We start from the raw sequence: 27,000 nt of genomic DNA on the forward strand, positions 1-27,000 counted from the left end.
ATGCGTCGAAATGTTTACAAGTGGGAAACACCCAACACTCCGCGTGGAAACGGGCGAATAGTTGACTTCGAAGCGACTACCTACCGACACCTGGACCCCATATTCGGCTAACTTGTCGATAAGTCGACGTGTTTCTGAAATCCGACGAAAGGTCACCGGTGCGCGAACACCTGATCACGACGGGGCGCCGCCTCGCGCTGGCCATCGAGCCCGGCGAAGAAGTCCTGGCGTGCATCGCCGATGCGTGCCGACGCCACGGCATCGAACAGGCGATCATCACGGTGTTCTCCGGGGCGCTGCGCACCGCGACGCTCATCGGCACCACGCGCCCGCCCGATGACTCGGAGGCTCCGCTCGGCGACACGATCGACGTGGTCTACACCGAGGGGATCGGGTCAGGAACGGTGTCGTACGACGCGGCGGCGGGATACGTCGTGCACCTGCATGTCGCACTCGGCGAGAAGAACGCCGCCTGCCGCTCGGTCGCGGGCCATATGCTCAGCGGCACCGTGCACTACGTCGCCGAGGTCGTCCTCGACGAAGTGGTGTCGCCTCGATTCGGGAGGGAATCATCCGTCGCCACCTCGGGGGTCGCCACGCTGACCTTCACGGACGCATGATCGTCGAACGAAAAGGACCCCCGACGCACATGAAGACCGCCGTTCAGACCCGGATCGATGAAGATGTCATCCGCGCCCTTCCCAAGGCCGAGGTGCACGTGCACCTGGAAGGAGGGTTCGAGCTCATCGACCTGCTCGACCTCGCCAAAGCGTCCGGAGAAGCGCTGCCAGGACCCGCTCGGTCGCTGTTCGACGTGAGCACCCATTACTCGCCCGAGCTCCCCGAGGTCACGACCGGCGGGGCCGATCACGGCGTGGGGGTCGGGGGGCTCACCGGCTTCCTCCGCTTCCTCGATTGGGAGTGCGGGCTCGTGCGAACCGCTGAGCAGGCCGCGCGCACCGCGTACCGGTTCGCCGCGAGAGAGAGCGCCTCCGGCGTGCGTTACGCGGACGTCGTCGTCAACCCCACCCACTGGAACGCGTGGCGCGACCGCGTGCCCGCCCTCTTCGACGCCTTCGCCGCAGGTCTGGACGAAGCGGCGCAGGACGGACTCGCAGAGATCGGCCTGTGCGCGTCGCTCTTGCGACAGCAGACACCCGGCGAAGCCGTGGAGTTCGCGGAGTGGATCGTCGGCGCCCGCCCTCGACGCGTCGTCGCCCTCTCCATCGACGGCGACGAGCGCGCCGCCGGACGCACCGGCAGCCGGTTTGCAGACGCGTTCGGCCGTGCTCGCGACGGCGGCCTGCACCGGACAGTGCACGCCGGAGAATCCAGCGGCCCCGAGGGCGTGTGGGACGCGATCCGTCTGCTGCATGCCGAACGCATCGACCACGGGGTGCGGGCGATCGAAGACCCCGAGCTGGTGGCCCTCCTCGCCGACAGCGACATCTCGCTCGGAGTGTGCCCCCGATCGAACCTCTCGCTCGGCGTCTACGCCGACTGGTCGGAGCATCCGCTCGAGCGCCTCCGATCGGCGGGTGTCGCGGTGACCGTCAACACCGATGACCCCGCTCCCCTGGGCACCCGCCTCGAAACCGAGTGGGCGGTCTGCGCCGACACGTTCGATTGGACGATGAGCGATGTCATCGGCCTGGCTCGCACGTCCATCACGGCGAGCTTCGCCCCGCCCGAGCTGCGTCGCGATCTGCTCGCCGAGATCGATGACGTCGTGGCGGAACACGGCTGGGCGTCCGGGCAGCACGGGTTCGATCGTTCGATCGAGGGAGACGAGCGATGAGCACCGCGCTGCGGCCCGAACTGCTTCCGACCGCCGACGAGCTCATCGCCCTGCGCGCCGTCGCCGCCGGACTTCGCCGACCCGATGCGATCGTCCGCGGCGGGCGCGTCCTCGCCGTGCACACGGGGGAGTTCCTCGAGCGCGACGTCGTCGTCAGCGGCCGCCACATCGCGGCGATCACACCGGTCGGCCGATTCGACGCCGACGTGGTGGTCGATGCGGTGGGCCGCCACGTCGTGCCGACCTACATCGACGCGCACCTGCACATCGAGTACACGATGCTCACACCGGGCGAGCTCGCACGATTGAGCATCCCGCGCGGAACGACGACGGTGCTGACGGATGCCGATTGCCTCGCGAACGTCTCGGGAGTCGCGGGCCTGGACTTCATGCTCGAGACGACCACGCCCCTCCGCATCTTCGAGCAGATCACCCCGGTCACTCCGGTGAGCCCGTCGCTCGAGCGCGGTGGAGCGATCATTCCGGATGCGGTGGTGCGAGACCGGTTGCGCGCGCCGGCGACCGTATCGCTCGGCGAGTCGAACCCCTATGACATGTCGCCGGAGGCCACGCACCGATTCCGCGATGCTCTCGCCGCCGGAAAGCGCATCACCGGGCACACCGCCCGGATGAGTGACGAGGCGCTCTGGGGCTACCTCGCCGCCGGAGTCTCGGACGACCACAACGCGGCGACCGCCGATGAGGCGATCGAACGTGTGCGGCTCGGCGCGATGATCACGGTGATGGCGGGGTCGATGAACGACAACACCGTCCCGCTGTTCGCCGACCTCGAGAAGATCACCCCCTGCCTCGGCCACATGTGCTTCTGCGCGGACGACAAGCACGCACTGGATCTGAGCACCGAAGGCCACATCGACCACCACGTGCGCAGAGCGATCGCGGCGGGCATCGATCCCGCGCAGGCATATCGCATGGCGACCTGGCAGCCCGCGCTCTACTACCGTCTCGATCACCTCGTGGGTGCGCTCACCCCCGGGCGACTCGCCGACCTCCAGGTGATCGACGACCTCGCCGAGGCGCTTCCCTCGCTCGTCATGGTCGGGGGCGAGGTCGTCGCGCGCGACGGGCGCGCCCTCTTCGACAACGACGATGCCGTGCCGTCCTGGGTCCTCCAGACGATGAACGTCCCCGAAGCGCCACCCGCCGGCGAGCTCGCCGTGCACGCGACGGGGACGGTGGCCCATGTCCGTGCGATGCAGATGTACGACGGCTACTTCAAACGCGAGATCACCGCGGCACTGCCCGTCGTCGATGAGCACGTGGTCACCGACCCCGCACAGGACGTGCTCAAGATCGCCGTCATCGACCGCCATCACGGCGACGGGCTGGCGGGGGTGGGCTTCGTGCGCGGCTTCGGGCTGACGAGTGGGGCGCTCGCGGTCACCACGAACTGCACGAACATGAACATCGTCGCGGTCGGCGCTTCCGACAGCGACATCCTGTTCGCGGTCGAGCGCCTGCGAGACCACGGGGGCGGTTTCGTCGCGGTCGCCGGCGGGCGAGAACTCGCCGCCGTCCCACTCCCCGTCGGCGGAGCGATGGCGAACGCACCCTGGGAGCAGACCGCCGCCCGGTTGGCGACGGCGCATGAGGTCGCACGCGGGATGGGATGCCGCATCCCCTCCCCCTTCATGATCCTGTCGTTCGTCGGGCTCGGCGGCGTGCCCGAGCTGGGTCTCACCGAGCGGGGACTGATCGACGTGTCGAGCCAGACGCTGATCGATGTGCTGCTCGCCCCGGACGCGCACGCGCCGCTGTGTCGCTGCGGTCACTCCTCGTCGAGCGCCCCGGCCGGACGGGGCGCGCAGGCCCCGATCGAAGAGGGACCCCGCTCATGACGAGTTTCAGCCCGCTGCCCCGACCGCGCCTCGACCCCGAGCAGACCAGAGTGCATCACGGCCTCCTGCGGTTCGTCCGCGAGGCCGCCCAGAGCGGGGTGCCGATGCCGGGAGAGATCGAGCTCACCGCCCGGTTGGAGTGCACTCGCCAGCAGCTGCGCAATGCCATGGCCGACCTCGAGGCTCAGGGCATCGTGCGGCGCAGGCAGGGGACGGTGACCACGGTCGACCCGATCGCGCTGCGGATGTCGGTGCGACTCGAGGAGCAGTGGGAGCACGCCGAACTGCTGGACAGGATGGGCTATCGCTCCGCGGTCGACGTGATCTCGTTCCACACCGGCCAGATCGCCCCGGGCGTCGCCGCGCTCATGGAGCTGCCTGAGCAGACGCTCGCCCTCCGTGTGCGCAAACGCTGGCGCGCCGACGACGCTGTCGCGATGATCGCCGACGACGTCGTGCCGATCCCGCACCGCGTCGAGTTCACTCCGAGCGAATCGATCTTCACCGTGATCTCGCAGGTCTGGGGCGAGCCGGTGATCTGGGAGGTCTCGACACCCGGAGTGGTCGCTCTGGACGAAGAGATGGCGGAACTGTTCGAGCGTCCGGTCGGAACACCGATGATGACCCTCGAGTTCGTCGGGATCGGCGCCAGCGGTCGCCGGCTCCTGCACAGCTTCGAGTACCACTCGCCCGACATCGTCTCGTACTCGCTGCTGCGCACCGTGCGCCCCCCATGGAGCAGCCAGTGACCTCGCCCGAGGTCCACGCGTCGAAAGGATCGCCATGCTGACCCGCCCCTCGCCCGTCACCGTTCCCGCCTCCGAGCAGAAGTGGCTCGACACTGCGGATGCTCTCGCGAACGGATTCGCGCAGACTGTCGCGACCGACGACGCCGAGGCCCGGTTGCCGATCGAACATCTTCAGGCACTCGCTGCCTCGGGGCTCGACGCGGCGATGCTCCCGGAGGAGTTCGGCGGCGAGGGGCTCTCGTACGCAACGCTGGGCGCGATCGTCCGGACGATCGCCGCACGGCATCCGGCCGTGGCGACCGTCTGGCTGATGCACATCGGCGCCGCCCATGCTCTCGTCAGCCAGTCGCCTCCCGAGGCCGCGGCGTTCTTCGCCGAAGAGCTGCGGGCGGGCCGCCGCTTCGCGAACGCCCTGTCGGAGCCGGCCGGCGGCAACCACTTCCTCGCCTCCCAGCAGGACGCCGCCGCGGCGGGCACGGATTGGACGCTGACGGGGCGAAAGCTCTTCGTCTCGGGCTCAGAGGCCGCCGACCACCTCTTCCTCCATGCTCGCGTCGACGGCGCCCCGGCATTCTTCGGAGTCACGATCGACAGCACCGTCTCGTTTCCGCCGATCGAAGAGACCTCGGGCATGCGGGCGACGCGCAGCCGCAGCATCCTCTTCGATCAGACACCGCTGTTGCGCTCCCGTCTGTGCTCCCCTCCGCGCCCCGGCTACGCGAACCTCATCACCGTCGGCTTCGCGTTCGTCTCGATCGGCATCGCCGAGTCGGCGCTGGACGCCCTGCGCGCGCAGGCATCGCGCCGCAAGGGCCCCGGCGCCCCCCTGGCGGAGACCCCATGGGTGCGGTCCGACACGGGCATGGTCTGGGCCGAGGTCGAGGCGGCGCGCCTCATGGCGGAGCGGACCGCGTGGCTCGCCGACGAGGGGTCTGACCAGACGATGGCGGCAGCCGGTGAGGCGAAGATGCTCGCGAACGAAGTCGCCAAGCGTGCCGCAGCAGTGGCGGTGAAGGTCGGAGGCGGAAGCGGGTACCTCATGTCCTCGCCCATCCAGCGGATCTTCCGTGATGCGCAAGCCGGCGCGATCATGGCCTACTCGGTGCCGTTCACCCAGGACCTGGTCGGCGGCTGGGTCCTCTCCGCCGAGGAGGCGAGCTGATGCCGTCCACGGTTCCGTCTCTCCACGACTTCGTGCGCGACCTGCCCAAGTGCGAACTCCACGTGCACCTGGAAGGCACGCTGGAACCGGGCATGCGGGTCGCGCTCGCGGCGCGCAACGGTCTGCCCGTTCCCGACGTGAGCACCCCGTACGACTTCGATTCGCTGACGAGCTTCCTCTCGGTGTACTACGCCGCGATGACGGTGCTCGTCCAGGAGCAGGACTTCTACGACCTCGCGATGGCGTACGTCCGCACCGCACGCGACAACGGCGTGATCCGGGTGGAGGCGTTCTTCGACCCGCAGGCCCACACGTCTCGTGGCGTCCCCTTCGCTTCCGTGATCAGCGGATACTCACGCGCGGCAGCGGATGCCTCGGCGCTCGGCATCGACGTCGGCCTGATCATGTGCTTCCTCCGCGACCTCTCCGCGGAGAGTGCGATGGCGACCCTCGCGGAGGCCCTCCCCCTCGCCGATCTGCTGATCGGCGTGGGACTCGATTCGGACGAACTCGGCAACCCGCCCGAGAAGTTCCGTGCCGTCTTCGATCGTGCCCGGTCGGCGGGCCTCCGGGTCACGGTGCACTGCGATGTCGATCAGCAGGACAGCATCACCCACATCCGCCAGGCCGCCGTCGGCATCGCGGCCGATCGCATCGATCATGGATCGAACGTCGTCGAAGACCCTGCGCTCGTGCAGATCCTCGTCGACCGGCGGATCGCCCTGACCACCTGCCCGCTCTCGAACGCACTCGTCGCCGATTCGATGAAGTCGCGCGAGATCGTCGAACTCCTCCACGCGGGCGTCAACGTGACGGTCAACTCGGACGACCCCGCCTACTTCGGCGGCTACATCGTCGACAACTACGTCGCGCTCGCCGAGGATGCCGGGCTCGACGACGCCGCCGTCGTGCAGCTCGCCCGCAATTCGTTCCTGGGTTCGTGGGCGAGTGAGGACGACAAGCGCCGGTACCTCAGCGCTGTCGAGGAGTTCGTCGCGACGACCACGGCATGACCGTGGAACCGGGCCGGCACCGCGCGGAGCGCTACCGGCCCGGGGTCTCAGACGCGCTGGTGATCCAGCGCGGTGGTCTCGGTGACGGGTTCGGACACCCCGGGTTCCGGCGCCGGCGCGGCGGGCGCAGCATCCGGACCGCCGACGAAGTCGCCCACCGTCCGCTCGCCGAGCGCCGCGGCGACCGCCTCATCGATCTCTCGCTGATGCGCGACCTTACGGCGCCGGCGCGCGACGGCAGCCCACACGATCAGGCCGATGAGGAGCACGAGGACGACCAGAAGGGTCCAGGGCACGCCCCACGTGGTGGCCGATCCGCTCGCGGTCGACACGGCCGGGAGGGGACCGGCGGCACTCCCGGTGCGCTCCACGATCTCGGCGTCGGCCGTCACGGTGCCCGTGACGAGGCCTGTCGGCAGAACGCCGTCCACCTGCACGACGCGGACGATCGAGCTGCCCGGCAGGAGTTCCGGCACCCCGGGGTCGACGACGCTCACCGCCCCGAGGCCGAACGGCCCGCCCACCGCCACCGTGGCACCCGGCGCGAGACGCGCGTTGCCGGTGTTCACGAGGGTGTACGAGACCGTCGCGCTGCCCGCCTGGAACGGGTTGAGGGTGCCGCTGTAATCCACGACGACATCGGTCACCCCGAGCGAGGGCAGCAGATCGCCCTGCACGCGCAGCAGCACACGCGACCCGAGGCGACGCTCGGTCGTGACGCCGTCGGCCGCCTCGACGCGCATCGAGGCGACGATGCCCGCCGCATAGTCCCCCGGCTGGATGTCGTCCGGCAGGACGACCTCGAACGGCACCTGCGCGCTCTGCCCGCTCGCCAGCGTGACGTGATCGGTCTCGAGCACGATCCACTCGCCGAGCTCGACCGACGACTCACCCCCGGGGAGGATGTCGAGCGTTCCGTCTGCGGTCAGGTACCCGTCTGCGGCGTAGACGTCGAGTTCCAGTGTCTCGTCGCCGTGGTTCGTGACGATGAGGGCGTCCGAGAGGGTGCCCCCCGCGGGAAGCTCGTAGTTGAAGTTGGGACGCCCGGACCCCTGCAGCGTATCGGCCGGGCGAGCGCCCCACGACACCATCGAATCCGAGGTCGGCGCGGGAGTGGCCTCTTCGGCGAACGCCGAGCCCGGCACCAGGATGGCCGCGACGAGCGCCGCCAGCACGATCAGCAGCGCCCGTACGCGACCGACGGTCGTGTGCGAGCGCGAAAGGGTGGACGAGACGGTGTCCGATGGCATGGTCGATTCGCTTTCGGGGTGAGCGGGGAGATGCGGGAGGATCGGGTCCCCGCCGTGAAGACACGACGGGGACCCGATCCGGGGGATCAGCTGAGCGCCGTCACCGTCACGGTAGCGGTGTAGGTGCCCTGCGGCGTGTCGAGCGGGAGCTTGAGCTCCAGATCGGCCGTCGCAACCGATGCGCCACGCGCGTGCCCGGCCGGAGCCGAAGCGAGCGTCCGCGTGACCGAGAGCCCGTCGCCCTCGTCGTAGCCCGACGGGATCGCGGGCCCGGCGACGGCTCCGCCGTTGTTCTCGAGGAGAGCGGGCGTCCAGCCGAGGTACTTGCTGGAGACCGTCTGTCCGCCGGCCTGGAAGTTGGACACCACGGTGGTCAGCGACCACGCGGGGTTGCCCGCGCTCGTGTCCTGGATGCGGATCGGAACGATCGAACCGTGCGCCAGGTAGAAGTCGAGCTGCTCCTCCGCCACGCCGAGGTCGACGAGGGCCGAGGTGCCTTCCAGCGACCAGATCAGCTCGCCGGCCGACTGGGTCGGGACGGTCACCGCGATCGACTGGTCGCCGGCCGCCGGAGCCGCCGGAGCGTCCCCGGTGTAGTCGCCGTTGACCGATCGCGCGACGTTGCCCGCGCCGAAGGCGGCGACCGGCGTGTTGCCCGCCAGCGCGATGACGCCGTGCACGTTGGTGCCCGCGACCCGGAGGTTCGCCGCGTTGTCGCTCAGCGTCAGATCTCCGCCGATCGAGTTGCCGAACGCGTCGGCCGACCCGTCGGGGTTCGCTCCGACGAGCACATCGCGGCCGCCGTGGCTGACGGTCACGCTCCCCTGAACGATGGCACCCGCGACCGTCACACCGAAGGCGGATCCGTCGATGACGACGTCCTGCGCGACCGAGGTGCGCACCAGGTCGACGTAGTTCGCGGCCTGCGTCGTGAAGGACCCGGCGATCGTGCTCTCGGTCACCTCGACGTCGACACCGCCGGCGGCGACGTCGCCTCCGACCTTCAGGTCGTTGACGTACAGGAACCCGGAGCGCGTCCCCGCGGAGTACACGCTGATGTCGCCGGCGACGCTCGTGCCATCCAGCAGCACCCCGTACACGTCGGTGCCGATGACATCGCCCTCGACGACCACCGAGGTCGCGTCGAGCCAGCCGTCGGCCTCGACGATGATGTCGCCCTGCACGGTGACGTCACCCAGTACGCACTCCGCGCCGGAAGGCACGGTGAGGTTGCCGGAGACGACCTGGGAGCCGAGCTCGGTCGTGCAGCTCAGATCCGCCGCGTACGCCGGCGCCGCCACGACGCTGCCGCCGACGACGAGGAGTGCCACGACGGGCACTTTCCACTTTGCATTCATCTACTTCTTCTCGTTTCTGTTCAGCCGCGAAGTGCGGCGATCGCTTCGTAGCTTCGGGCGGCGTTGCCGAGCGAGTTGGGCGTGTTGGGCGCGACGGCGGTGTTGCCCGCGTTGTCCTGCTCGTACATCCCGTACCGCTGACCGCGGTTGCGCTGCAGCGCCGACAGGATCTCCTGGTAGGGGATATTGCCCGCGCCGAACTCGATGATGTCGTAGCCGTTGCCCGAGGCCGGGTTGATCTTTCCGTCCTTCAGGTGCACCAGCGGGAACCTGCGCGGGTCGCGCTGCAGGTACTCGACCGGCTCGAAGCCCGGGTACTGGTGCTTACCGACGTAGGCCCAGTAGATGTCCATCTCGAACTTGACGAGGTCGGGGTCGAAGTTGTCCCAGAGCACGTCGTAGATGCGGCGGGAGGTGTTGGCTCCTGCGGCGTCGGTCGCCCAGTTCCACTCGCCGTTGTGCGTGTGTGTGTACAGCCCCTTGAGTCCTGCGGCCTTGGCCTTCTGCCCCCAGACGTTCCAGTTCTGCGCTGCCGTCGTCCACGCCGCTTCGGTGCGGCCGGACGCGATCGCCCCGCCCTGCCCGAGATACGGCATCCCCAGGACGTTGGCGATCTCGATCTGCGCGTCGATGTTGCCGGCGTTGAGGTTGACGTGGCTGCCGACGGCGCGCAGGCCGTTGTCATCCAGCAGCTGACGGATCTGCGCCGGCGTGATGGCGCCGTTGGCGCCCTGCGTGTAACCGGCGAACTCGATCTCCGAGTAGCCGATGTTGGCGAGCTCTTCCAGCACCGGGCGGAAGCCGAGCGAGCTGACCTTGTCGCGCACGGTGAACAGCTGGATGCCGAGACGGTTGACCGGCACGAGCCGGACTCCCGAGCTCGCGGTGGGCCCTGCGGCGGCTGCCGCGGGGCCGAATCCCGACGCGGCGGATGCCGCGGTGGGGGCCATGGCAGCTCCGAGGCCGACGGCGACGGAAGACGCCGCCAGAGCCTTGAGCAGATTCCGGCGACTCATCGGCGCTGCCGAGATCGTCGGATGCCCCTGGTTGTGATTGTGACTCATCTCTCTCCTTCGAGGTGGGTCCGACCCCGGAAAGCCCGGGACCGGTTCGGGTACGGTGGCCCGCGGCGTGAGCCGCGGGCCACCGTTTGATCTGTTACTGGCGGACGGTGAGCGTGAGCGTCGTCGAGCTCTTGGCCACCCCCGTCGACCCGTCGTAGCTCGCCAGCACCTGGTAGGCGCCGACGGTCGCGAGCTTCGGCAGGAGGATCGACGCGTTGCCCGACTGGTCGACCAGGGTCGCCACGGTCGCGACCGTGGTCGTGCCGCGCTTGACCGTGACGGTCACCGTGCCGGTGGGCACGATCCCCGTCGAGGACTCGACGTGGATCGACGCCGTGGCGGCGACCGTCGGCTTGACCGGGTCGGGCGAGACCGTGCCGGTCGTCGTCGACTTGGCCTGCGCGACAGTCAGCCGGCCTGTTCCGACGGACGACTTGAACACCTGGTCGGCACCGTAGGTGGCCCGCAGTGTATGCGTGCCGACCGGCAGGTCCGCTGCCAGGGCGATCGTCGCCTTCCCGTCGGCACCCAGGGTGCCGCGACCCACCTCGGTCTCACCCGAGCGGATGACGACCTCGCCCGTGGGCGTTCCCGTCGCTGCGTGGGTGACCTGCACGTCCACCGACCCGGGCGCGCCGTACGTGACGCGCGGCGAATCGAGGGTGACGAGCGTCCGCGTGTCGACCGTCGGCTCGTTGGGAGCCTGCAGGTTGATCGTGAACGAGACCGTCTTGACCGGCGAGACGTTGCCGCCCGTGTCGGTCGCGCGGTACTGCAGGTTGTAGACGCCGTTCGTGTTGAACGTGACCCCGTACTGCTGGTTGGCAGCCAGGTTGGTCCACGTCGCCCCACCGTCACGCGAGTACTGCACGGTCGACAGCGCGCCGTTGTCGGCGGCCTGCACGGCGAACCGCACCGGGACGTTGTACACCCCGCCGACGCCCGTGGGGGCGGCGGGTGCCAGGGTGTGCGCGGTCGTGGGTGCCGCGACATCCGCGACGCCGTTGCCCACCATCGTGATCGAGTCAACGGCCAGCTCGGAAGCCGAGGTCACGTACAGTGCGCCGGTGCCGGTCGGGGCGGTGAAGTTGATCGCCACGTCCTTCCAGCCCGCGCCACCCGGGATCGTCGCGGTGGCGAAGGGAGCAGCATCCGCCGCACCCCAGCGCAGCTGAACCTGACCTGCGCCGCTCGCCCGGACGACAGCCCCGGTGATCCCCGAGAAGTTCACGGGGTCGAAGCGGAGGAAGTCGCCGTTGCCGAGACCGCGGATCGCGTTGCCCGCCGAAGCGGTCTCGTCTTCGTAGACGATCACGCCCTGACGTCCGATCGCGTGCTCAGCCTGCTGCAGCTTGGGGTTGAGGCGCACGGACGCCTCTCCCGTCGCGGCCGGAAGGCCGTTCGCGCCGTTGTCGGTGTAGGTCACCACGACCGCGCCGTAGATCAGCGCGCCGGAGCCGTGCTCGGGCGAGTTGGGGTCGGTGCGCCATGCGCCCGTGCACCCGGTTCCCGAGACCTCGGGGTGAGCGTGCTCGTCATGGCCGAGGCCGTACGTCCATGCCACCCGGGTGCACACCGGCGAGTTGCCGTCTTCGGCGTCGGTCACCGACACCTTGTACGGTGCGACCTGGCCCCAGTCGAGGAATCCGCCGTTGCCGGGGTAGTCGACCGTGACGACCGGTGCCTGGTTTCCGACCGAGATCGCCCGGCTGGTGAGGCTGAACTTGCCGCTGGCATCCGTGACCCGCAGGCGTGCGGTGTAGGCGCCCAGCGTCGTGTAGGTGTTGGATGCCGTCACCCCCGTCGCGTCGAAGGTTCCGTCGCCGTCGAAGTCCCACTGGTAGGTGATCGCGTCGCCATCGGGGTCGGACGAGGTCGAAGCGTCGAACTGCACCGTCAACGGCGCGGTCGAAGAGGACTGCGGAGTGGCGGTGAAGCGCGCCTGGGGCGACTTGTTGCCCTCGACGTACGAGATTCGATAGAGACCCGCATCCGGGTTCGCACGGAAGAATCCATCGCCGTACTCGAGGACGTACATCGAGCCGTCAGGCCCGAACTCCATGTCCATCGGGTTGTCGTGGATCGGCTGCGCCGCCGCCGACAGTGCCGAGTTCGGCAGGAAGTCGGCGATGTGCGTGAGCTCGAAGGTGTTCCAGTCGACGGTGAGCGCCGCGATGTAGTCCTGCGAGAACTCGCCCATGAACGACTTGCGGTCCCAGTAGGCCGGGAACTTCGTGGTCGACGGGTTGGATGCGTCGTAGTGGTAGGTGGGTCCGCCCATTGGGCCTTGACCCGTGCCACTTCCGAAGTTCACGAACTCGTCCCACGGCTGGTCTCCGGGGTTGTCGCCGTAGTACGCCGTTGCCGGACGCGGTGCCGGCAACTGGGTGAGACCGGTGTTCCAGCGCGAGTCGTTCACGAGGTTCGCCGGGTCGAAGAACGCGCCGGGCGTGTTCGTGGCGTAGTCCCAGTCGTTGTAGGCGAAGTTGTCACCGGTCATGAATGGCCACCCGCCGTTGTGCGGGTCGTCCAGGCTGGCGGCGTTCCACTCGACGAGCCCCATGGGGCCACGGCCTGCGCTTGCGGCGACGGCCTTGGTCGCGTCGGGGCCGTAGTCGCCCCACGTGATCGAGTTGGTGGCGGAGTCGACCTCGATGCGGAACGGGTTGCGCACGCCCATGATGAAGATCTCGGGACGGGTCTTCTCCGTCCCCGGGGCGAACAGGTTGCCCTCGGGGATCGTGTAGCCGCCCTCGGGTTCGGGGTGGATGCGCAGGATCTTGCCGCGGAGGTCGTTGGTGTTGCCGGCACCGCGGCGCGAGTCGAAGCCGGGGTTCATGCCCGGGGCGTCGTTGTTCGGCGCGAAGCCGTTCGCTCCGGGGGTGCTGGCGGGGGTGTTGTCACCCGTGCTGAGGTAGAGGTTTCCCTCGTCGTCGAAGTCGATGTCGGCCCCGACGTGGCAGCACTGGCCGCGCTGGACGGGAACGTCCAGGATGACCTTCTCGCTGGCGAGGTCGATCGCGTTGCCGGTCCAGGTGAAGCGCGAGAGTCGGTTGACGCCCTTCCACTGGTCCCAGTACGACTCGTCGGCTCCTGCCGGCAGCGAGTTCGGCGCGGAGCCGGTGGGGGTGTCGGGCGTGCCGTCGCCGTTGGCGTCGATCGGCGCGTACACCAGGTAGACCCAGTTGTTCTCGGCGAAGCCGGGGTCAAGCGCCACCGTCTGCAGTCCGTCCTCGGAGTTCGAGTAGACGGGAACGGTGGTGACGACCTTCGTCACGCCCGTTCCTGGATCGGTCAGGCGGACCTCGCCGTTGCGGGCGGTGTGGATGATGCGGCTGTCGGGAAGGACGGCGAGATCGATCGGCTCGCCGACGTTCTTCGTCAGCAGCACCTTCTCGTAGTTCGACCAGTTGAGAGCGGCATCCGCTCCCGCTTCTCCGCCGTGGTCGACGCCGTCGTGCGCGGACGCCGGAACGGTGGCGAGAAGCGCCGCCGTCAAGGTCAGTGCGCCCGCCGCAGCGACGGCCGAGAGGGACCGTCGTCGAGAACGCCTCAGAGTATGATTCATCGTGATACAGCTCCTGGGTGGTGTCTTGCCCGTCAGGGTTGTTTTCAGGCCGGGTCACTACCTGCCGCTTCAGACGGCGGGGCGTATGGTGGCCCGGTTTTTCGTGTCTGTGCGCGCCGTACGTCTCCGCGCGCGCTGACCCCTCCTTTCGTCTCGTCGTCGAGCGATGGGCATATGCCGTAGACCTCTTCGTCTCGTCGGGCTCGAGAGGGCTGAGGCCCGGCACACGATCCCGAGAGCGGCACTTTCTACGACCGCCCAGGCGTCATCCTGACCGAGGTTTGATCGAGAGTCAATCAAAAGTTGCCAATGTGTCGTTCCACAATGAATTGATGTACGTCACTCTTGTAGTTGTAGATAGGCACCTATTAGGATCGGGCAAACATATCCGCGACGGCTCAGCCGCCGGACCACGAGTGATCCGAGCCGGCATCGACGCCGAGCCGGCATCGCACCCAACGAAGGGCGAAGACATGCTGCAAGGCCTGACCGGATGGCACCTCCTGATCGTTCTGGCGGTGATCCTGCTGTTGTTCGGTGCGGCGAAGCTGCCCGCGCTGGCGAAGAGCGTCGGGCAGTCCGCCCGCGTCTTCAAGGGCGAGATGAAGGCGATGAAGGACGAAGGAACGTCTGACACGACGCTCGAGGCGACCGACCACGACGCCGCTCCCGCCGCCGCTCCCGCGACGGCGGACGCGAGCGGAGCAGTCCGCACCGAGCACTGACCTCACGATGGTCGCCATCGATCCCCCTCGCACAGCGAAGGGGCCAGGAGCGCGGCGCGCCAAGGCGATGTCGCTCGCCGGGCACCTGCTCGAGCTGAAGAAGCGCCTGATGATCTCGGCGGCGGCGGTCGTGGTCGGGATGGTCGTGGCCTTCGCGATCACCGAGCCGATCATCGACCTGCTCACCGAGCCGATCCGTGCGGTCGCCGCCGTCCGCGGCGACGACTTCGCACTGCTCAACTTCGAGACGGTCACCAGCGGCTTCGATCTGCGACTGCGGATCGCTTTCGCGATCGGGATCCTGCTGTCGGCTCCCGTCTGGCTGTGGCAGGTGTGGGCGTTCGTCATGCCGGCATTGACCCGCTCCGAGGTGCGCCGCACGATCGCATTCCTCGGCGCTGCCATCCCGCTGTTCTTCGCCGGGTGCTACGTGGGCTGGCTCACGATGCCCCACATCGTCGAGTTGATGGCGCAGTTCGTTCCCGAGCAGGGTGCGCAGTTCTACACCGCGTCGTACTACTACGACTTCACGTTCAAGCTGCTCATCGTGGTGGGGATCGCCTTCGTGCTCCCCGTGTTCCTCGTGGCGCTCAACGTCGCGGGGATCGTGTCGGGGCGGGCGATCCTGCGCAGCTGGCGGATCGCCGTGCTCGTGTCGGTCATCTTCGCGGCGATCGCGACCCCCGCGGCGGATGTGGCCTCGATGGCGATGCTCTCCGGCATCCTCATCGTCCTCTTCTTCGCCGCGGGGCTGCTCTCGATGCTCTTCGACCGCCGGCGGACCAAGAGGCAGGATGCTGCGCTCTCGGCGGGAATCGACCTGGGTGGTACGCCGCTATGACGCTCGGTCTCACGTTCGAGAAGCTCATGCTGATCGCGCTCGTCGCGGTCATGCTGGTCGGCCCTACCCGGCTGCCGGCGTATGCCGTAGGACTCGCCCGCGTCGTCACCCGCGTGCGGGACTTCGCGAAGACCGCGCGCGAGCAGGTGCGCGAAGACCTCGGACCGGACATGCCCGACATCGACTGGCGTCAGCTCGATCCGCGCCGGTACGACCCACGGCGGATCATCCGCGAGAGCCTGCTGGATGACGCGCCCCCTCCCCCGACGCCATCGCCATCGCCATCGCCATCGCCATCGCCATCGCCATCGCCATCGCCATCGCCATCGCCATCGCCATCGCCATCGCCATCGCCATCGCCATCGCTATCGCTATCGCAATCCACCCCCGACTCCAGGGACGGCGAGCGGCAGGACGCGCCGTCATGACCGGTCCTCTTGGTCGAGGTCGCTCTGCAGTTGCGAAGACCCGACGCGCCTGCATTGTGAGGTGATCTGCGGGCAGCCCCCTTGTCGGCGGCCATCGCTATGGTGCCCGCATGACGATCGATCCCCGCACGCTCGACTGGCTGCTCGACTCCGACCCGGCTCTGCGCTGGCAGGTCGAACGCGACATCGTCGGGTCACCACCGCAGACGTGGCAGGCGACGCGAGCGCGAGTCGCGACGGAGGGCTTCGGCGCCCGCCTGCTCGCGAAGCAGGATGCCGACGGCCAGTGGGCCGGTGGCTCGTTCTTCCCGGCGGGCTTCTTCGACAGCGCAGAACCCGACGAGCCGGGCCAGCCGTGGATCGCCACGACGTGGTCGCTGAAAGACCTCAGAGACTGGGGGCTTGATGCCGGGGTCCTGGCCGATACGGCACAGAAGCTCGCCGAGAACAGCCGATGGGAGTACGGCGACCTGCCCTACTGGGGCGGAGAAGTCGATGTCTGCATCAACTCGTACACTCTGGCCACAGGTGCGTGGCTCGGTGCCGACGTGTCCGGCCTGATCGCCTGGTTCCCCGCTCACCGCCTCGCCGACGGCGGCTGGAACTGCGAGGCGGAAGAGGGTGACTCCGTGCGCTCCTCCTTCCACTCGACCTTGAATGCGGTTCGAGGCATGCTCGCGTACGAGCAGATCACCGGCGACGAGGGCCTGCGCGACGCGCGCCACGGCGGCGAGGAGTATCTGCTCGAGCGACGTCTGCTGTACCGCGCGAGCACCGGCGAGCGGGTCGGAGGGTTCGTGGCCGAGTTCGTCTATCCGAACCGCCACAGATACAGCGCACTGGCCGCGCTCGACCACTTCCGCGAGGCCTCGATCCTAGAGGGCACTGCGCCCGATGCGCGGCTCGCGGATGCGATCGACCTCGTGCGTTCCTTACGACAGCCCGACGGCACGTGGCTGCAGGGCGCACCGCTCGCCGGTCGCACGTGGTTCGACGTCGATGTCGCCGAGGGTGAGCCGTCGCGCTGGCTCACGCTCAGCGGCACGCGCGTGCTCGACTGGTGGGACTCCGCGTCGGGGTAGTCGCTCACCCGTCGTCCCTTCCGCTGGATCGCAATCAATCGACCTGAGCGGCTGCCCCTCAATGCGTCCGCGCTCTCCACATTGCGTATTACTATACTTAGGAGCTATCGCCGTCGGCGGGCTCCTCACCGCCATTCTCGCGGTCGGGATCGCGTTCCTTCCGATCTGCCGCGACACCAGTTCAATCAGCGCGATCTCCCTCAATAGCGGCGGCGTCACTCCCCCGACCTGCTGGGCTCAGTAACGAAAGAAGGCGCCATGAGACTTAGTCCGATACGAAAGGCCTCTCTCCTTGTCGCCATGATCGCGATCGCTGCATCGGCGACACTGGTGATCGCTAGCTTCATCGTGGGGATCGACACAGCACTCGGCGAGGCCCTGTCGAGCACCGGGTCGATGTCGACGCTGGTATTCGTGGTGCTGGCTGTCGTATTGAGTGCGCCAAATCCTCGGAGCGCACCGCAGACATACGCGACCCTCGACGCTCCCACCGCGCGGCGGGGTAGACATGGCCGCGTCACGCCGAGCGAGACGGGCCCACGAAAGATCAGCCTGCTAACGGGCAGAGCGCACCGATTCCCGCGCATACGAACAAGAAAGCAAAGAACACAAACTCCCTTGGTTGTTCCTTCCGGGCCGAACGCGGCCCACAAGTGAGCATCCGCTCAAGACGCGACTAGCCACGGGCGATCTTGAGCAGACTCTCGGTGGCCTCCCACAGTGCGGCAGCGTGACGGGGGTTGGTCGCGTACGGGGCGATACCGCGACGGATGCCGGGGTGAAAGGCATCGGCGACGCGGCAGTCCTCGAAGTAGCGTCCCGTCGTCGACCCGATCAGCGGTGAGACCGCGAGCATGACCGACGTGGCCGCGCCCTGCGGAATGTCCTTGATCGACACGCCTGTGCTGCCGGCCGGGTCGAAACTCGCCGGAACGGGCGTGACGTACCTCCCCAGGTTCGTGCTCGAGATCCGCCCGGGATTCAGCGAGTTGACGATGATTCCGTCGCGCTCCCAGCGCGAGGCCGCCTCGAGCGCGAACAGGATGTTCGCGGTCTTCGATTGGCTGTACGCCTCCCAGGGGTCGTAGGCACGCCGCTCGAAGTTCAGGTCAGCGAGATCGACGTCGCCGTTGACGTGGGCGACCGAGCTGACCGAGACGATGCGGGCATGACCCGACGTCGTCAAGGCGGCATGCAGGCCCTCCGCGAGGGCGAAGTGCCCGAGGTGGTTCGTCGCGAGCTGCAGTTCCCAGCCGTATCGGGTGCGCATGAGCGGCGACGCCATGACGCCGGCGTTGGCGACGAGCACATCGAGCGGTCCGTCCCAGCCTGCGACGAAGGCGTCGATCGAGGCGAGGTCGGTCAGATCGATCGCCGCGCCGGCGATGCTCCCGCCGGTCACCTCGCGGAGGCCGCTCGCCGCCGCCTCGGCTTGTTCGACGGTCCGCGCGCTGAGTACGACCTCCGCGCCGGCACCGGCGAGAGCCCGCACCGTTTCATAGCCGATGCCCGATGCGCCGCCCGTCACCACGACACGCAGCCCCTTCAGGTCGAGACCCTCGACCACCTCCGCGGCCGTCGTCTGTGCACCGAAGCTGCTCATCCTGTCAGCGTAGGCGCCGGCGCCGAAGCGCCGGCGCCGACGCTTCACAGCTCGTAGAAGAACGAATCGCGGATGCTGCCGCCCGACCCTGCCAACCACAGCTCCATCGACCCGGGCACACGGCTCACCGCGGTGACAGCGAACGGGTTGTCTGCCTGGTTCGCCCCTTCGAGCGTGTAGCGGGCCCATTGACCGCCGTCGTACCAGAAGGCACCCTGGAGCGACTGGTCCGCGCCCGCGAACCACAGCTCCATCGTCTCCGGCTTCCGCGACACGGCGGCGATGCCGCTGGACGGGAGCGCCGCCCCCTGCGGCGCGATCTGATACCGCGTCCACTGGCCCCCGTCGTACCAGAACGCCGCCTCCACAGACCCCGACCCTCCGACCCACCACAACTCCATCGACGTCGGGATCCGCGACACGACAGCGACTCCGCCGCCGACGGCCGCCGACCCCGCCGGGGCGATCTGATACCGCGTCCACTGACCCCCGTCGTACCAGAACGCCGCCTCCACAGACCCCGACCCTCCGACCCACCACAACTCCATCGACGTCGGGATGCGCGAGACGACAGCGAACTCTGTGCCGCGGCCCGCCGAGCCGCCCGGGGCCAGCTGATACCGGGTCCATTGCCCGCCCTCGTACCAGAAGGCGGCTTCGACGGATCCATCGGGTCCCGCCCACCACAGCTCCATCGAGTTCGGGATGCGCGAGGCCACCGCGATCCCCGATCCGAGATCGGCGGATCCGGGGCCAGAGAGCTGGTAGCGCGTCCACGCGCCGCCCTCGTACCAGAAGGCTCCCTCGATCGTGCCCTGCGGGCCGATCCACCACAGTTCCATCGACGTCGGGATCCGCGAGACCGCAGCGATCCCCGACGCTGCCGCGGCAGAGCCGGCCGGCGCGAGCTGGTAGCGCGTCCACTGACCACCGTCGTACCAGAAAGCGCCCTCGATCGAACCTTGGGGCCCCACCCACCACGTCTCCATGGAGTTCGGGATGCGCGAAACCGATGCGGAATTGGGGATCGCCGACGAGCTGCCGACGGGCGCCAGCTCGAAGCTGCGCCACACGGGCTTGTCGGCCGTCTTGGCGGCCACCGCCCCGAACCGCCGGCCCGCCCACGTCGTGAACCCCGATGCGAGACCATGCTCGCGGGTGTGGTGGATGAGGGTGAAAGGCTGCGCGGAGTTGTCGGGCCCGAAGTCGATCGTGAAGTCCAGCACGTGCAACTGCCCCGGTCGGGCCGCCCCCTGCACCGGCCGCACCTCGCCGGTCGAGCGACGGTATGACAGTGCTGCGGCGCCGGTCGCCGCATCCATGCCGTCGACGGTCAGGACGCCGCGCCACCCGTCGTGATTGAGCTCCCACGTGCCCAGCCAGTGGGTCCGATCGAATGATTCGGGGGCGGCGGCATCGATCGGCGTCCGGCGGATCTGCGCGCCGAACGGGATCGCCTGCCACGCCGTGTCACCGGCGGCGAGCGCGACGTCGCCGGAGTAGACGCTCAGCGTGAAGTCCTGCCCGCCCTCGCCGATGTCGGCGATATGCAGGTGCGCCGTCTGGCCGGCATCCGCGAACCATCCGGTCACGTCGTGCTTCGCGCCGGAGAGGTAGTAGCTGCCGAGCTTCGTCGCCGAGCCCGCGTCGAACGTGTCATTGGCCGCCCGCAGATCGGTGAAGCGGCGCAGCGTCAGGCGCCCGCGCCAGCCGTCGTGATCCATGTCCCACTGCCCGACGAAGCCCGCACGGCGGTCGACCACGGGATCGATGACGTCGATGATGTAGTGCGCGAGGCCCATGTTGATCGTGAACGACGGATCGTTCGCGTATGCGATGTGGATGAGGTCCGTTCCACCCCACGAGTTCTTGGCGATGAAGTACTGCAGGGTGCTGTTGAACCCGACGAGCAGCAGCACATGCCCGCCACCGCCGGTCGTGACGTTGACCACCACTTCGTGCCCAGCCCGGATCACGTTCTCGAGGTCGGCGATGGAGAAGTTCGACAGCACGCCGGACGATTTCACGCCGTACTTCGCATTCCCCCGCGCGGCGAACGGAATGTGCAGCGGCGAGAATTCGAAATCATCGCGCTGCTCTTGCGTGGGACTGGCCGCCGCATTCAGGGCGGCCGCCGCCGGGATGCCGGTGAGCATGGCCGACTGCGTCATGTACGGGGCATCCGACTCTTCCGGCACCCGCATGCGCTCCATGTGCTTGATGATGTCGCTGGAGCCCTGAAAGCCCATCAGCGAGGTGTTGCCGAAGTCGCTCTCGTGCGCCTTGCAGATGTGGAACAGGTACTGCTCGGAGAGATCGAGGCTCACGCCGAGCTTGCGCTTGTAGGCAGCCTCGAGGGCGGCGATGCCGGCGAAGGCCCAGCACGTGCCGCGATCCTGCTGATCGCGGACCGGGGTCTGGTCGGCCGCGAGCGACACCTCCTTGCCGAGGAAGACCACGGGAGGGATGTCGGTGATCCAGTCGTTGCGGACGGCGACCTTGAGGGCATCGTCGATTCCGCGGGTGAACTGGGCGAGAGGCTGGAGCGCGAACGAGCTGGGCACGATGACCACATCCGATCTGTCTGGGGTTTGCGCCGCGTCAGGCGACACCCCCAAGAGCGAGAGAGCGGGCGGTCTGATACGCGGTCAGCCCACCGGATGCGCGCCGATGACCGACAGAAGCTGGAGTCGCTCGTAGCTGTCGGTGCCCGGCGCCGCAGTGTAGACGAGCAGCGAGTGCGAATCCGTGGGGTCGGTCAGGGTCTGACAGGCAAGTTCGAGCAAGCCGACTTCGGGGTGCACGAAGTGCTTGGTCTCGCGGGGTCGCAGGCCGACCTCGTGGCGTTGCCAGAGCGTCTGGAACTCGTCGCTGCACTCGAGGAGGAGGTCGACCAGATGCGCGGCGTGCGACGAGCGTCCGCGCAGAGTGGACACGCCTCTCAGGCCTGAGACCCACAGCCGAGAGAGGAATTCGTGATCCTCGGGCGCGTAGAGTCGCCTGCTGCCGGGATCGGTGAACCAGCGGAAGCCGATGCTGCGCGCCGGGCCGACGAAGCGCGTCGTATCTCCCGTCAGCGCGACGCCCACCGGTGTCTGGCGGAGGGTTTCGCCCAGCTCCGTCACGATCTCGGCCGGTGTGTCTTCCAGCCGGTCGAAGATGCGGAGGAGCCCCGGGCTGATGTGCTCGCTGGACGCGCCGCGGATCGGGGGCTGGTGACCCGCGAGGCGGAAGAGGTGATCGCGCTCGTCGATCGACAGGTGCAGACCTTGCGCGATGGAGGCGACCATCTGCTCGGACGGCAGCGGGCCGGTACCGCGCTCGAGTCGGGCGTAGTAGTCGGTGGACATGTGGCAGAGCGCGGCGACCTCTTCGCGCCGGAGCCCTTCCGTACGGCGCCGCGGCCCCCGCGTGAGGCCGACGTCTTCGGGTTGGAGGGCTTCCCTCCGGCGGCGCAGGAACTCCGCGAGACCCTGCCGGTCGATCTGCATACGCCGCCCCTTCGTTTCCTACATTTCTATCCCGGGTCGGGGATTCGAACCACTGATCGGCGAGTCCTGGATCCGAATCGGTCGAGGGGCGATGGTGGGAGAACACCGACGCAGAGAGCAGGACCCGTGGCATCCGAACGCACCGACATCAGCATCCCGTCCCTGGATGGCCGACGTGCCGTCGTCACCGGCGGCAGCGACGGGATCGGCCTGCGCATCGCCACGCGACTCGCCGCGGCGGGCGCTGCCGTCGTGCTCCCCGTGCGCAACACGGCCAAGGGCGAGGCGGCCGTGTCGAGCATCCGCGCCGTCACTCCAACCGCTGAGATCGAGCTTCTGCCGCTCGACCTGTCGTCGCTCGACTCGGTCGCGGCGTTCGGAGACGCGATGCGGCAGGACGGGCGCCCCATCCACATCCTGATCAACAACGCGGGCGTGATGACTCCGCCCAGCCGCCAGATCACCGCCGACGGCTTCGAGCTGCAATTCGGCACGAACCACCTCGGCCACGTCGCCCTTGTCGTCGACCTGCTGCCCCTCTTGCGGGCCGGATCGGCGCGGGTCACGTCGCAGATCAGCATCGCTGCGAATCAGGGCTCGATCAACTGGGACGACCTGCAAGGGGAGCAGTCGTACCACGGGATGCGGGCCTACAGCCAGTCGAAGATCGCGCTCGGGCTGTTCGGACTCGAGCTGGACCGTCGCAGTCGCGCACGAGGCTGGGGCATCGTGAGCAACCTCGCTCACCCCGGCGTCGCGCCGACGAGCCTGCTCTCGGCGCGATCCGAGCTGGGTCGCAGCGGCGACACCAGGCAGGTGCGGGTGATCCGATGGCTGTCGGCCCGCGGCGTCCTCGTCGGCACCCCCGAGACGGCTGCCCTGCCCGCGCTGCTCGCCGCGACCTCGCCTACCGCTCTGCCGGGCCGGATGTACGGCCCATCCGGATTCGGGCACGCCGCCGGAGCGCCCGCCGAGCAAACCCTCTACTCGCGACTGCGCAGCGAGGACGAGGCGAGCCGGATCTGGAGCGTGTCGGAAGAGCTGGTCGGCCTGCGGTTCCCGGCGGCGTAGCAGGGGATCCGCGCTCAGACCCGTAGGGCCTGCTCGACGTCGGCGAGGAGGTCATCGACGGTCTCGATGCCGACCGACAGCCGGACGACCTCTTCCGGAACCGCGAGCTCGGTGCCGCGGACGGAGGCGTGGGTCATGGCGTCCGGGTAGTTCACGAGCGACTCCACCCCGCCGAGCGATTCGGCGAGCTGGAAGAGCTGCGTGGATTCGGCGAACCGACGAGCAGCCTCGCCCGATTCGAGTTCGAGCGACACGATGCCACCGAACGCCGACATCTGCCGGGCGGCGAGCTCGTGGCCGGGGTGGCCGGGCAGACCCGGATAGTAGACCCGCGCGACGCGATCGTGACCCTCGAGCAGCTCGGCGACGGCCGCCGCGTTCCGGCTGTGCTGCTGCATCCTGAGGTCGAGCGTCTTGATGCCGCGTGTCGTCAGCCACGCATCGAGCGGTCCCGACACGGCGCCGACGCCGAACTGGAGGAATCCGACCTCGGCGGCAAGGGCATCGTCGTTGAGGACGAGCGCACCGCCCACGACGTCGGAATGCCCGCCGATGTACTTCGTCGTGGAGTGCACGACGACATCCGCACCGAGCGCGAGCGGCTGCTGCAGGGCCGGCGACGCGAAGGTGTTGTCGACCACGACGAGCGCGCCCGCGGCATGCCCGAGCGCGGCGAGCCCGGCGATGTCGGTGATGCGCAGCAGCGGGTTGGACGGCGTCTCGACCCAGACGATGCGGGCAGGGCGCTCCTCGAGCGCCGCGGCGACAGCCGAGAGGTCGCTCATGTCGACGATGCGGAGCCCGATGCCCCACGGAGCGAGGACCCGCGAGATCAGTCGGTACGTGCCCCCGTAGACGTCGTTGCTGAGCAGGACCTCGTCCCCCGGACGCAGCACAGCACGCAGCAGGGTGTCTTCCGCCGCAAGGCCAGACGAGAACGAGAAGGCATGTGCGGCGCCCTCGATCGCGGCGAGCTGACGCTGCAGGGCTGTGCGCGTCGGATTTCCGCTCCGCCCGTACTCGTATCCGCCGTGCAGCCCTCCGATGCCGTCTTGGGCATACGTCGTGGAGAAGTGCACGGGAGGGATGACGGCACCCGTCGTGGGATCGAACTCCTGCCCGGCATGCACGGCGAGGCTGGCGAATCCGCGGGCGGCGTTCTGAGAGGTCATGCGGTGTCTCCTGAGGGGTGGGAGGGGAGCGAGTCTGCGGCGACCGGAGCGGTCTCGACGTCGAAGCCGTTGCCGAGCATCCATTCATCGTCGTAGAGCTTGGAGAGGTAGCCGCGGCCATGGTCGGGAAGCAGGACCACCACGACGTCGCCGGCGGGAAGTTCCCGCGCGGTGCGGAGGGCGGCCACGACGGCGAGGCCGGACGAGCCGCCGACCAGCAGCCCCTCCTCGCGAGCGAGGCGACGGGTCATCGCGAACGACTCCGCGTCGTCGACCATCTCGTAGCGGTCGACGACCGATGGGTCGAACGTCGCCGGCATGAAGTCCTCGCCGACGCCCTCGACCAGGTAGCTGTGGATCGGCCCGCCGCTGTAGATCGACCCCTGAGGATCGGCGCCGACGATCGTCACGGCTCCGCCGGACACCTCTTTCAGGTATCTGGAGGTGCCCGAGATCGTGCCGCCCGTGCCGATGCTCGCCACGAAATGCGTGATCATGCCGTCGGTGTCGCGCCAGATCTCGGGTCCGGTCGTCTCGTAGTGCGCGCGCGGCCCGTTCTGGTTCGCGAACTGGTTCGGCTTGAACGCGCCGGGGATCTCGCGCGCCAGCCGGTCAGACACCCCGTAGTACGACCGCGGATCGTCCGGCGGCACGTTCGTCGGCGTCATCACCACCTCCGCGCCGTACGCCTTCAGCACCGCGACCTTCTCACCGGCGAACTTGTCGGGCACGACGAAGACCATGCGGTACCCGCGCTGGAGGGCCACGAGCGCGAGCCCGACGCCCGTATTGCCGCTGGTGGGCTCGACGATCGTGCCGCCGGGCCCCAGGAGCCCGTCACGTTCGGCGGCATCGATGATGTTCCTCGCGATGCGGTCTTTGGCGGAGCTGCCGGGGTTGAAGTACTCGATCTTGGCGAGCACGGTCGCCTCGATCCCGCGGGTGACCGAGCCGAGCCGGACGAGCGGAGTGTTGCCGACGAGATCGGCGACGTGTGATGCGTAACGCACGGTGTGTTGTCCTGATTCTGGTGCCGCGAACTCAGAGGCGCGGATGCTGTCGGTGGCGTCGAAGGAGCGCGGAAGCGCTCAGCGACAACAGCGACAGGTCAGAGGCACCCATCCACGGTAACCCGAAGCCGTCGAGGGGGCAACTCGATGCAACCCCCCACCCGGTTCAGATCTCCTCCTGCGGTGTTACCGTGCCGCATGCGCCTCATGATTCTGGTGGGCAGTGTCCGCCCCGGCCGTATCGGCCTCCCGATTGCCGAGTGGGTCAAGGACGAGGTGCAGCGCGACGGCCGGTTCGAGATCGACTTCGCCGACCTCGCCGAGATCAACCTTCCGTTCATGGATGAGCCCGAGCATCCCGCGCTCCGTCAATACACGAAGCCGCACACGTTCGCGTGGAGCGAGCGGGTGGATGCGGCGGATGCCTTCATCTTCGTCACGCCGGAGTACAACCACAGCTTCTCTCCGGCGCTGAAGAACGCGTTCGACTACCTGATTCAGGAATGGTGGCGAAAGGCGGTCGGCTTCGTGAGCTACGGCGGGGTCGGCGCAGGGATCTGCGGGGTCGTCGCCTTCGAGCCCGCGTTCACCACGACGGGCCTGGTGAAGGTCGGTGCGAACGTCGAGATCCCGTTCGCAGGCGCACGGGTCGAAGACGGTGTGTTCACTCCGACGGACGACCAGAGGGAAACGCTCGGGCGGCTGATCGCCGAGCTCGAATCGCTCACGGGAGCGCTCAAGCCCCTGCGCACATCCCCCGTCGCCGGGCTCACGGGGTGAGCACGATCCGCTCCCCCGGCACTTCCGGCTCGCCCCACACCCGCTCGACATCGGCGAGCGCGGCCGCACGTGGACTCACCGAGACCTCACCCGCGTCGATGCGTTCTACGAGTGCGGGCAGCTCGGCCAGGTAACCGCGCGGTGACACCGCCCCCTGCCCGCTCCCCAGCAGACGGAGGTTCGCCGATCGCAGCGCAGCCGACGGCAACTCCAGCGTGGGCCCCGCGACCGATCCGATCTGCACCCAGTCGAGCGGTCGGCTGCGGTCGGAGCGAGCGGTGAGCAGGGCGACGATCGCCCGCTGGGTCGGCACGCCCCAGAGGTAGTCCAGGACGATGTCGACGTCGGCCGCCATGGCGGAGAGCGCGGATGCTGTCGCTTCGGCGTCGTCCGTGAGCGGCACGCGTGCGTCCGCTCCGGTGATGGCGTTCAGGCGTGCGCGATCGCGGCCGGCCGCGACGACCGTGCCCGCACCGAGGAGCTTCGCGATCTGCACCGCCATCGATCCCGCGTTGCCGGTGGCGCCGAGAACGAGAACCCTCTTCCCGGCTTCGAACCGAACCCGGGCGCGCAGCGCGACCCACGACGACATCGCGGGGTTCATCGCAGCGGCGATGCGGGCGACGTCCACCCCCTCCGGCAGTTCGATCGCGCGGCGCGGGTCGATCGCGGCACGGTCGGCCATCGTCCCGTCGACGTCGTCGTCTGCGGCGAAATAGACGAGCCGACCGTCGGGTCGACGACCGACGCCGTCGACCCCGGGGATGAGCGGCAACCGCCCCGTGCTCGTGTAATGGGCGCCGGCAGCGCCGCTTCGAGTCCGCGGATGCAAGCCGACCGCGAGCACGTCGACGAGCACTTCGCCGTCGCGAGCAGTGGGAGCCGGTACCACGGTGTAGTGCGGAGCCGCGCCCCACGCGGTGACCAGCGCGGCGTTCATCGTTTCCATGTCGTCTCCATCTCGTGCTGTCGTGCT

Annotated in this window: 22 protein-coding genes; 12 read left to right on the plus strand and 10 right to left on the minus strand. The window is 68.6% G+C overall.

Features of this window, described 5'->3' with window-relative positions; translation table 11 throughout:
- The first annotated feature begins 158 nt into the window (after positions 1–158).
- Genes F6B43_RS11200 through add (F6B43_RS11225) form a run of 6 tightly spaced genes read left to right on the plus strand, consistent with a single transcriptional unit; the run spans position 159 to position 6,581 of the window.
- Positions 159–620, plus strand: coding sequence for a PPC domain-containing DNA-binding protein (locus tag F6B43_RS11200; protein WP_170285629.1), 462 nt, complete (start codon positions 159–161; stop codon positions 618–620).
- A gap of 29 nt (positions 621–649) precedes the next feature.
- Positions 650–1,798: an adenosine deaminase gene (add, locus tag F6B43_RS11205; RefSeq protein ID WP_150449012.1), complete on the plus strand. Its 1,149-nt coding sequence runs from the start codon at positions 650–652 to the stop codon at positions 1,796–1,798.
- Complete coding sequence (locus tag F6B43_RS11210) at positions 1,795–3,657, plus strand: adenine deaminase C-terminal domain-containing protein (protein WP_150449013.1); 1,863 nt, start codon at positions 1,795–1,797, stop codon at positions 3,655–3,657. The genes add (F6B43_RS11205) and F6B43_RS11210 overlap by 4 nt, the downstream gene beginning before the upstream one ends.
- A complete protein-coding gene (locus F6B43_RS11215; RefSeq protein WP_170285630.1) occupies positions 3,654–4,406 on the plus strand; it encodes a GntR family transcriptional regulator in 753 nt (250 codons plus the stop codon). The genes F6B43_RS11210 and F6B43_RS11215 overlap by 4 nt, the downstream gene beginning before the upstream one ends.
- Before the next feature lie 34 nt (positions 4,407–4,440).
- Entirely contained in the window at positions 4,441–5,568 is a 1,128-nt protein-coding gene (locus F6B43_RS11220; RefSeq protein ID WP_150449015.1) for an acyl-CoA dehydrogenase family protein, read from the plus strand.
- Positions 5,568–6,581, plus strand: a complete 1,014-nt coding sequence (add, locus tag F6B43_RS11225; RefSeq protein WP_150449016.1) for an adenosine deaminase — start codon at positions 5,568–5,570, stop codon at positions 6,579–6,581. The genes F6B43_RS11220 and add (F6B43_RS11225) overlap by 1 nt, the downstream gene beginning before the upstream one ends.
- Before the next feature lie 47 nt (positions 6,582–6,628).
- Here add (F6B43_RS11225) and F6B43_RS11230 read toward each other — a convergent pair whose 3' ends face one another.
- The 4 genes from F6B43_RS11230 to F6B43_RS11245 all read right to left on the minus strand — a co-directional run bounded on the left by F6B43_RS11230 (position 6,629) and on the right by F6B43_RS11245 (position 13,821).
- Positions 6,629–7,831, minus strand: coding sequence for a hypothetical protein (locus F6B43_RS11230; RefSeq protein ID WP_150449017.1), 1,203 nt, complete (start codon positions 7,829–7,831; stop codon positions 6,629–6,631).
- Between the two features lie 86 nt (positions 7,832–7,917).
- On the minus strand, positions 7,918–9,189 hold the full coding sequence (locus F6B43_RS11235; protein WP_150449018.1) for a hypothetical protein: 1,272 nt from the start codon (positions 9,187–9,189) through the stop codon (positions 7,918–7,920).
- A 20-nt stretch (positions 9,190–9,209) separates the two neighbouring features.
- Positions 9,210–10,253, minus strand: coding sequence for a sugar phosphate isomerase/epimerase family protein (locus tag F6B43_RS11240; RefSeq protein WP_246159914.1), 1,044 nt, complete (start codon positions 10,251–10,253; stop codon positions 9,210–9,212).
- A gap of 94 nt (positions 10,254–10,347) precedes the next feature.
- Entirely contained in the window at positions 10,348–13,821 is a 3,474-nt protein-coding gene (locus F6B43_RS11245) for a PQQ-dependent sugar dehydrogenase (RefSeq protein WP_150449019.1), read from the minus strand.
- Positions 13,822–14,294: 473 nt separating this feature from the next.
- Between F6B43_RS11245 and tatA the strand changes: the two genes are divergently transcribed.
- The 4 genes from tatA to F6B43_RS11265 all read left to right on the plus strand — a co-directional run bounded on the left by tatA (position 14,295) and on the right by F6B43_RS11265 (position 16,897).
- Positions 14,295–14,546 carry a twin-arginine translocase TatA/TatE family subunit gene (gene tatA / locus F6B43_RS11250; RefSeq protein WP_150449020.1) on the plus strand — a complete coding sequence of 84 codons (252 nt, stop codon included), beginning with the start codon at positions 14,295–14,297 and terminating at the stop codon, positions 14,544–14,546.
- Positions 14,547–14,553: 7 nt separating this feature from the next.
- Positions 14,554–15,387, plus strand: coding sequence for a twin-arginine translocase subunit TatC (gene tatC, locus F6B43_RS11255; RefSeq protein WP_246159915.1), 834 nt, complete (start codon positions 14,554–14,556; stop codon positions 15,385–15,387).
- Positions 15,384–15,815 (plus strand): twin-arginine translocase TatA/TatE family subunit, encoded by a 432-nt coding sequence (locus tag F6B43_RS19605; protein ID WP_170285602.1) that lies wholly within the window; start codon positions 15,384–15,386, stop codon positions 15,813–15,815. The genes tatC and F6B43_RS19605 overlap by 4 nt, the downstream gene beginning before the upstream one ends.
- 110 nt (positions 15,816–15,925) lie before the next feature.
- A complete protein-coding gene (locus F6B43_RS11265; RefSeq protein WP_150449022.1) occupies positions 15,926–16,897 on the plus strand; it encodes a squalene cyclase in 972 nt (323 codons plus the stop codon).
- 676 nt (positions 16,898–17,573) lie between these two features.
- On the opposite strand, the gene F6B43_RS11270 is transcribed toward F6B43_RS11265, so the two are convergent.
- The 3 genes from F6B43_RS11270 to F6B43_RS11280 all read right to left on the minus strand — a co-directional run bounded on the left by F6B43_RS11270 (position 17,574) and on the right by F6B43_RS11280 (position 21,991).
- Positions 17,574–18,500 (minus strand): SDR family NAD(P)-dependent oxidoreductase, encoded by a 927-nt coding sequence (locus tag F6B43_RS11270; RefSeq protein ID WP_150449023.1) that lies wholly within the window; start codon positions 18,498–18,500, stop codon positions 17,574–17,576.
- A 44-nt stretch (positions 18,501–18,544) separates the two neighbouring features.
- Positions 18,545–21,064, minus strand: coding sequence for a C1 family peptidase (locus F6B43_RS11275; RefSeq protein WP_150449024.1), 2,520 nt, complete (start codon positions 21,062–21,064; stop codon positions 18,545–18,547).
- An 84-nt stretch (positions 21,065–21,148) separates the two neighbouring features.
- Positions 21,149–21,991, minus strand: a complete 843-nt coding sequence (locus F6B43_RS11280; protein WP_150449025.1) for a helix-turn-helix transcriptional regulator — start codon at positions 21,989–21,991, stop codon at positions 21,149–21,151.
- A 126-nt stretch (positions 21,992–22,117) separates the two neighbouring features.
- Here F6B43_RS11280 and F6B43_RS11285 point away from each other — a divergent pair, with 126 nt between their 5' ends.
- Positions 22,118–23,062, plus strand: coding sequence for an SDR family oxidoreductase (locus F6B43_RS11285; RefSeq protein ID WP_150449026.1), 945 nt, complete (start codon positions 22,118–22,120; stop codon positions 23,060–23,062).
- Positions 23,063–23,076: 14 nt separating this feature from the next.
- On the opposite strand, the gene F6B43_RS11290 is transcribed toward F6B43_RS11285, so the two are convergent.
- Together F6B43_RS11290 and F6B43_RS11295 are read right to left on the minus strand one after the other, a co-directional pair.
- Positions 23,077–24,234, minus strand: coding sequence for a cystathionine gamma-synthase (locus F6B43_RS11290; RefSeq protein ID WP_150449027.1), 1,158 nt, complete (start codon positions 24,232–24,234; stop codon positions 23,077–23,079).
- Complete coding sequence (locus F6B43_RS11295) at positions 24,231–25,244, minus strand: PLP-dependent cysteine synthase family protein (protein ID WP_150449028.1); 1,014 nt, start codon at positions 25,242–25,244, stop codon at positions 24,231–24,233. The genes F6B43_RS11290 and F6B43_RS11295 overlap by 4 nt, the downstream gene beginning before the upstream one ends.
- A gap of 198 nt (positions 25,245–25,442) precedes the next feature.
- Between F6B43_RS11295 and F6B43_RS11300 the strand changes: the two genes are divergently transcribed.
- Complete coding sequence (locus F6B43_RS11300) at positions 25,443–26,024, plus strand: NADPH-dependent FMN reductase (protein ID WP_150449029.1); 582 nt, start codon at positions 25,443–25,445, stop codon at positions 26,022–26,024.
- Here F6B43_RS11300 and F6B43_RS11305 read toward each other — a convergent pair.
- The gene (locus F6B43_RS11305; RefSeq protein WP_246159916.1) at positions 26,014–26,973 is read right to left on the minus strand and encodes a quinone oxidoreductase family protein; all 960 of its coding nucleotides are present in this window, start codon (positions 26,971–26,973) and stop codon (positions 26,014–26,016) included. The genes F6B43_RS11300 and F6B43_RS11305 overlap by 11 nt on opposite strands.
- Positions 26,974–27,000: the final 27 nt, after the last annotated feature.

Source organism: Microbacterium rhizomatis, from assembly GCF_008710745.1.
Classification (GTDB): Bacteria; Actinomycetota; Actinomycetes; order Actinomycetales; family Microbacteriaceae; genus Microbacterium; species Microbacterium rhizomatis.

Coding starts and splice junctions, on each gene's coding strand:
- F6B43_RS11270 (WP_150449023.1), bottom strand. CDS start 18,500: ATGAGCAGCTTCGGTGCACAGACGACGGCCGCGGAGGTGGTCGAGGGT.
- F6B43_RS11235 (WP_150449018.1), bottom strand. CDS start 9,189: ATGAATGCAAAGTGGAAAGTGCCCGTCGTGGCACTCCTCGTCGTCGGC.
- F6B43_RS11265 (WP_150449022.1), top strand. CDS start 15,926: ATGACGATCGATCCCCGCACGCTCGACTGGCTGCTCGACTCCGACCCG.
- F6B43_RS11290 (WP_150449027.1), bottom strand. CDS start 24,234: ATGACCTCTCAGAACGCCGCCCGCGGATTCGCCAGCCTCGCCGTGCAT.
- F6B43_RS11280 (WP_150449025.1), bottom strand. CDS start 21,991: ATGCAGATCGACCGGCAGGGTCTCGCGGAGTTCCTGCGCCGCCGGAGG.
- add (WP_150449012.1), top strand. CDS start 650: ATGAAGACCGCCGTTCAGACCCGGATCGATGAAGATGTCATCCGCGCC.
- tatC (WP_246159915.1), top strand. CDS start 14,554: ATGGTCGCCATCGATCCCCCTCGCACAGCGAAGGGGCCAGGAGCGCGG.
- F6B43_RS11245 (WP_150449019.1), bottom strand. CDS start 13,821: ATGAATCATACTCTGAGGCGTTCTCGACGACGGTCCCTCTCGGCCGTC.
- tatA (WP_150449020.1), top strand. CDS start 14,295: ATGCTGCAAGGCCTGACCGGATGGCACCTCCTGATCGTTCTGGCGGTG.
- F6B43_RS19605 (WP_170285602.1), top strand. CDS start 15,384: ATGACGCTCGGTCTCACGTTCGAGAAGCTCATGCTGATCGCGCTCGTC.
- F6B43_RS11305 (WP_246159916.1), bottom strand. CDS start 26,973: ATGGAAACGATGAACGCCGCGCTGGTCACCGCGTGGGGCGCGGCTCCG.
- F6B43_RS11230 (WP_150449017.1), bottom strand. CDS start 7,831: ATGCCATCGGACACCGTCTCGTCCACCCTTTCGCGCTCGCACACGACC.
- F6B43_RS11300 (WP_150449029.1), top strand. CDS start 25,443: ATGCGCCTCATGATTCTGGTGGGCAGTGTCCGCCCCGGCCGTATCGGC.
- F6B43_RS11240 (WP_246159914.1), bottom strand. CDS start 10,253: ATGAGTCACAATCACAACCAGGGGCATCCGACGATCTCGGCAGCGCCG.
- add (WP_150449016.1), top strand. CDS start 5,568: ATGCCGTCCACGGTTCCGTCTCTCCACGACTTCGTGCGCGACCTGCCC.
- F6B43_RS11210 (WP_150449013.1), top strand. CDS start 1,795: ATGAGCACCGCGCTGCGGCCCGAACTGCTTCCGACCGCCGACGAGCTC.
- F6B43_RS11215 (WP_170285630.1), top strand. CDS start 3,654: ATGACGAGTTTCAGCCCGCTGCCCCGACCGCGCCTCGACCCCGAGCAG.
- F6B43_RS11220 (WP_150449015.1), top strand. CDS start 4,441: ATGCTGACCCGCCCCTCGCCCGTCACCGTTCCCGCCTCCGAGCAGAAG.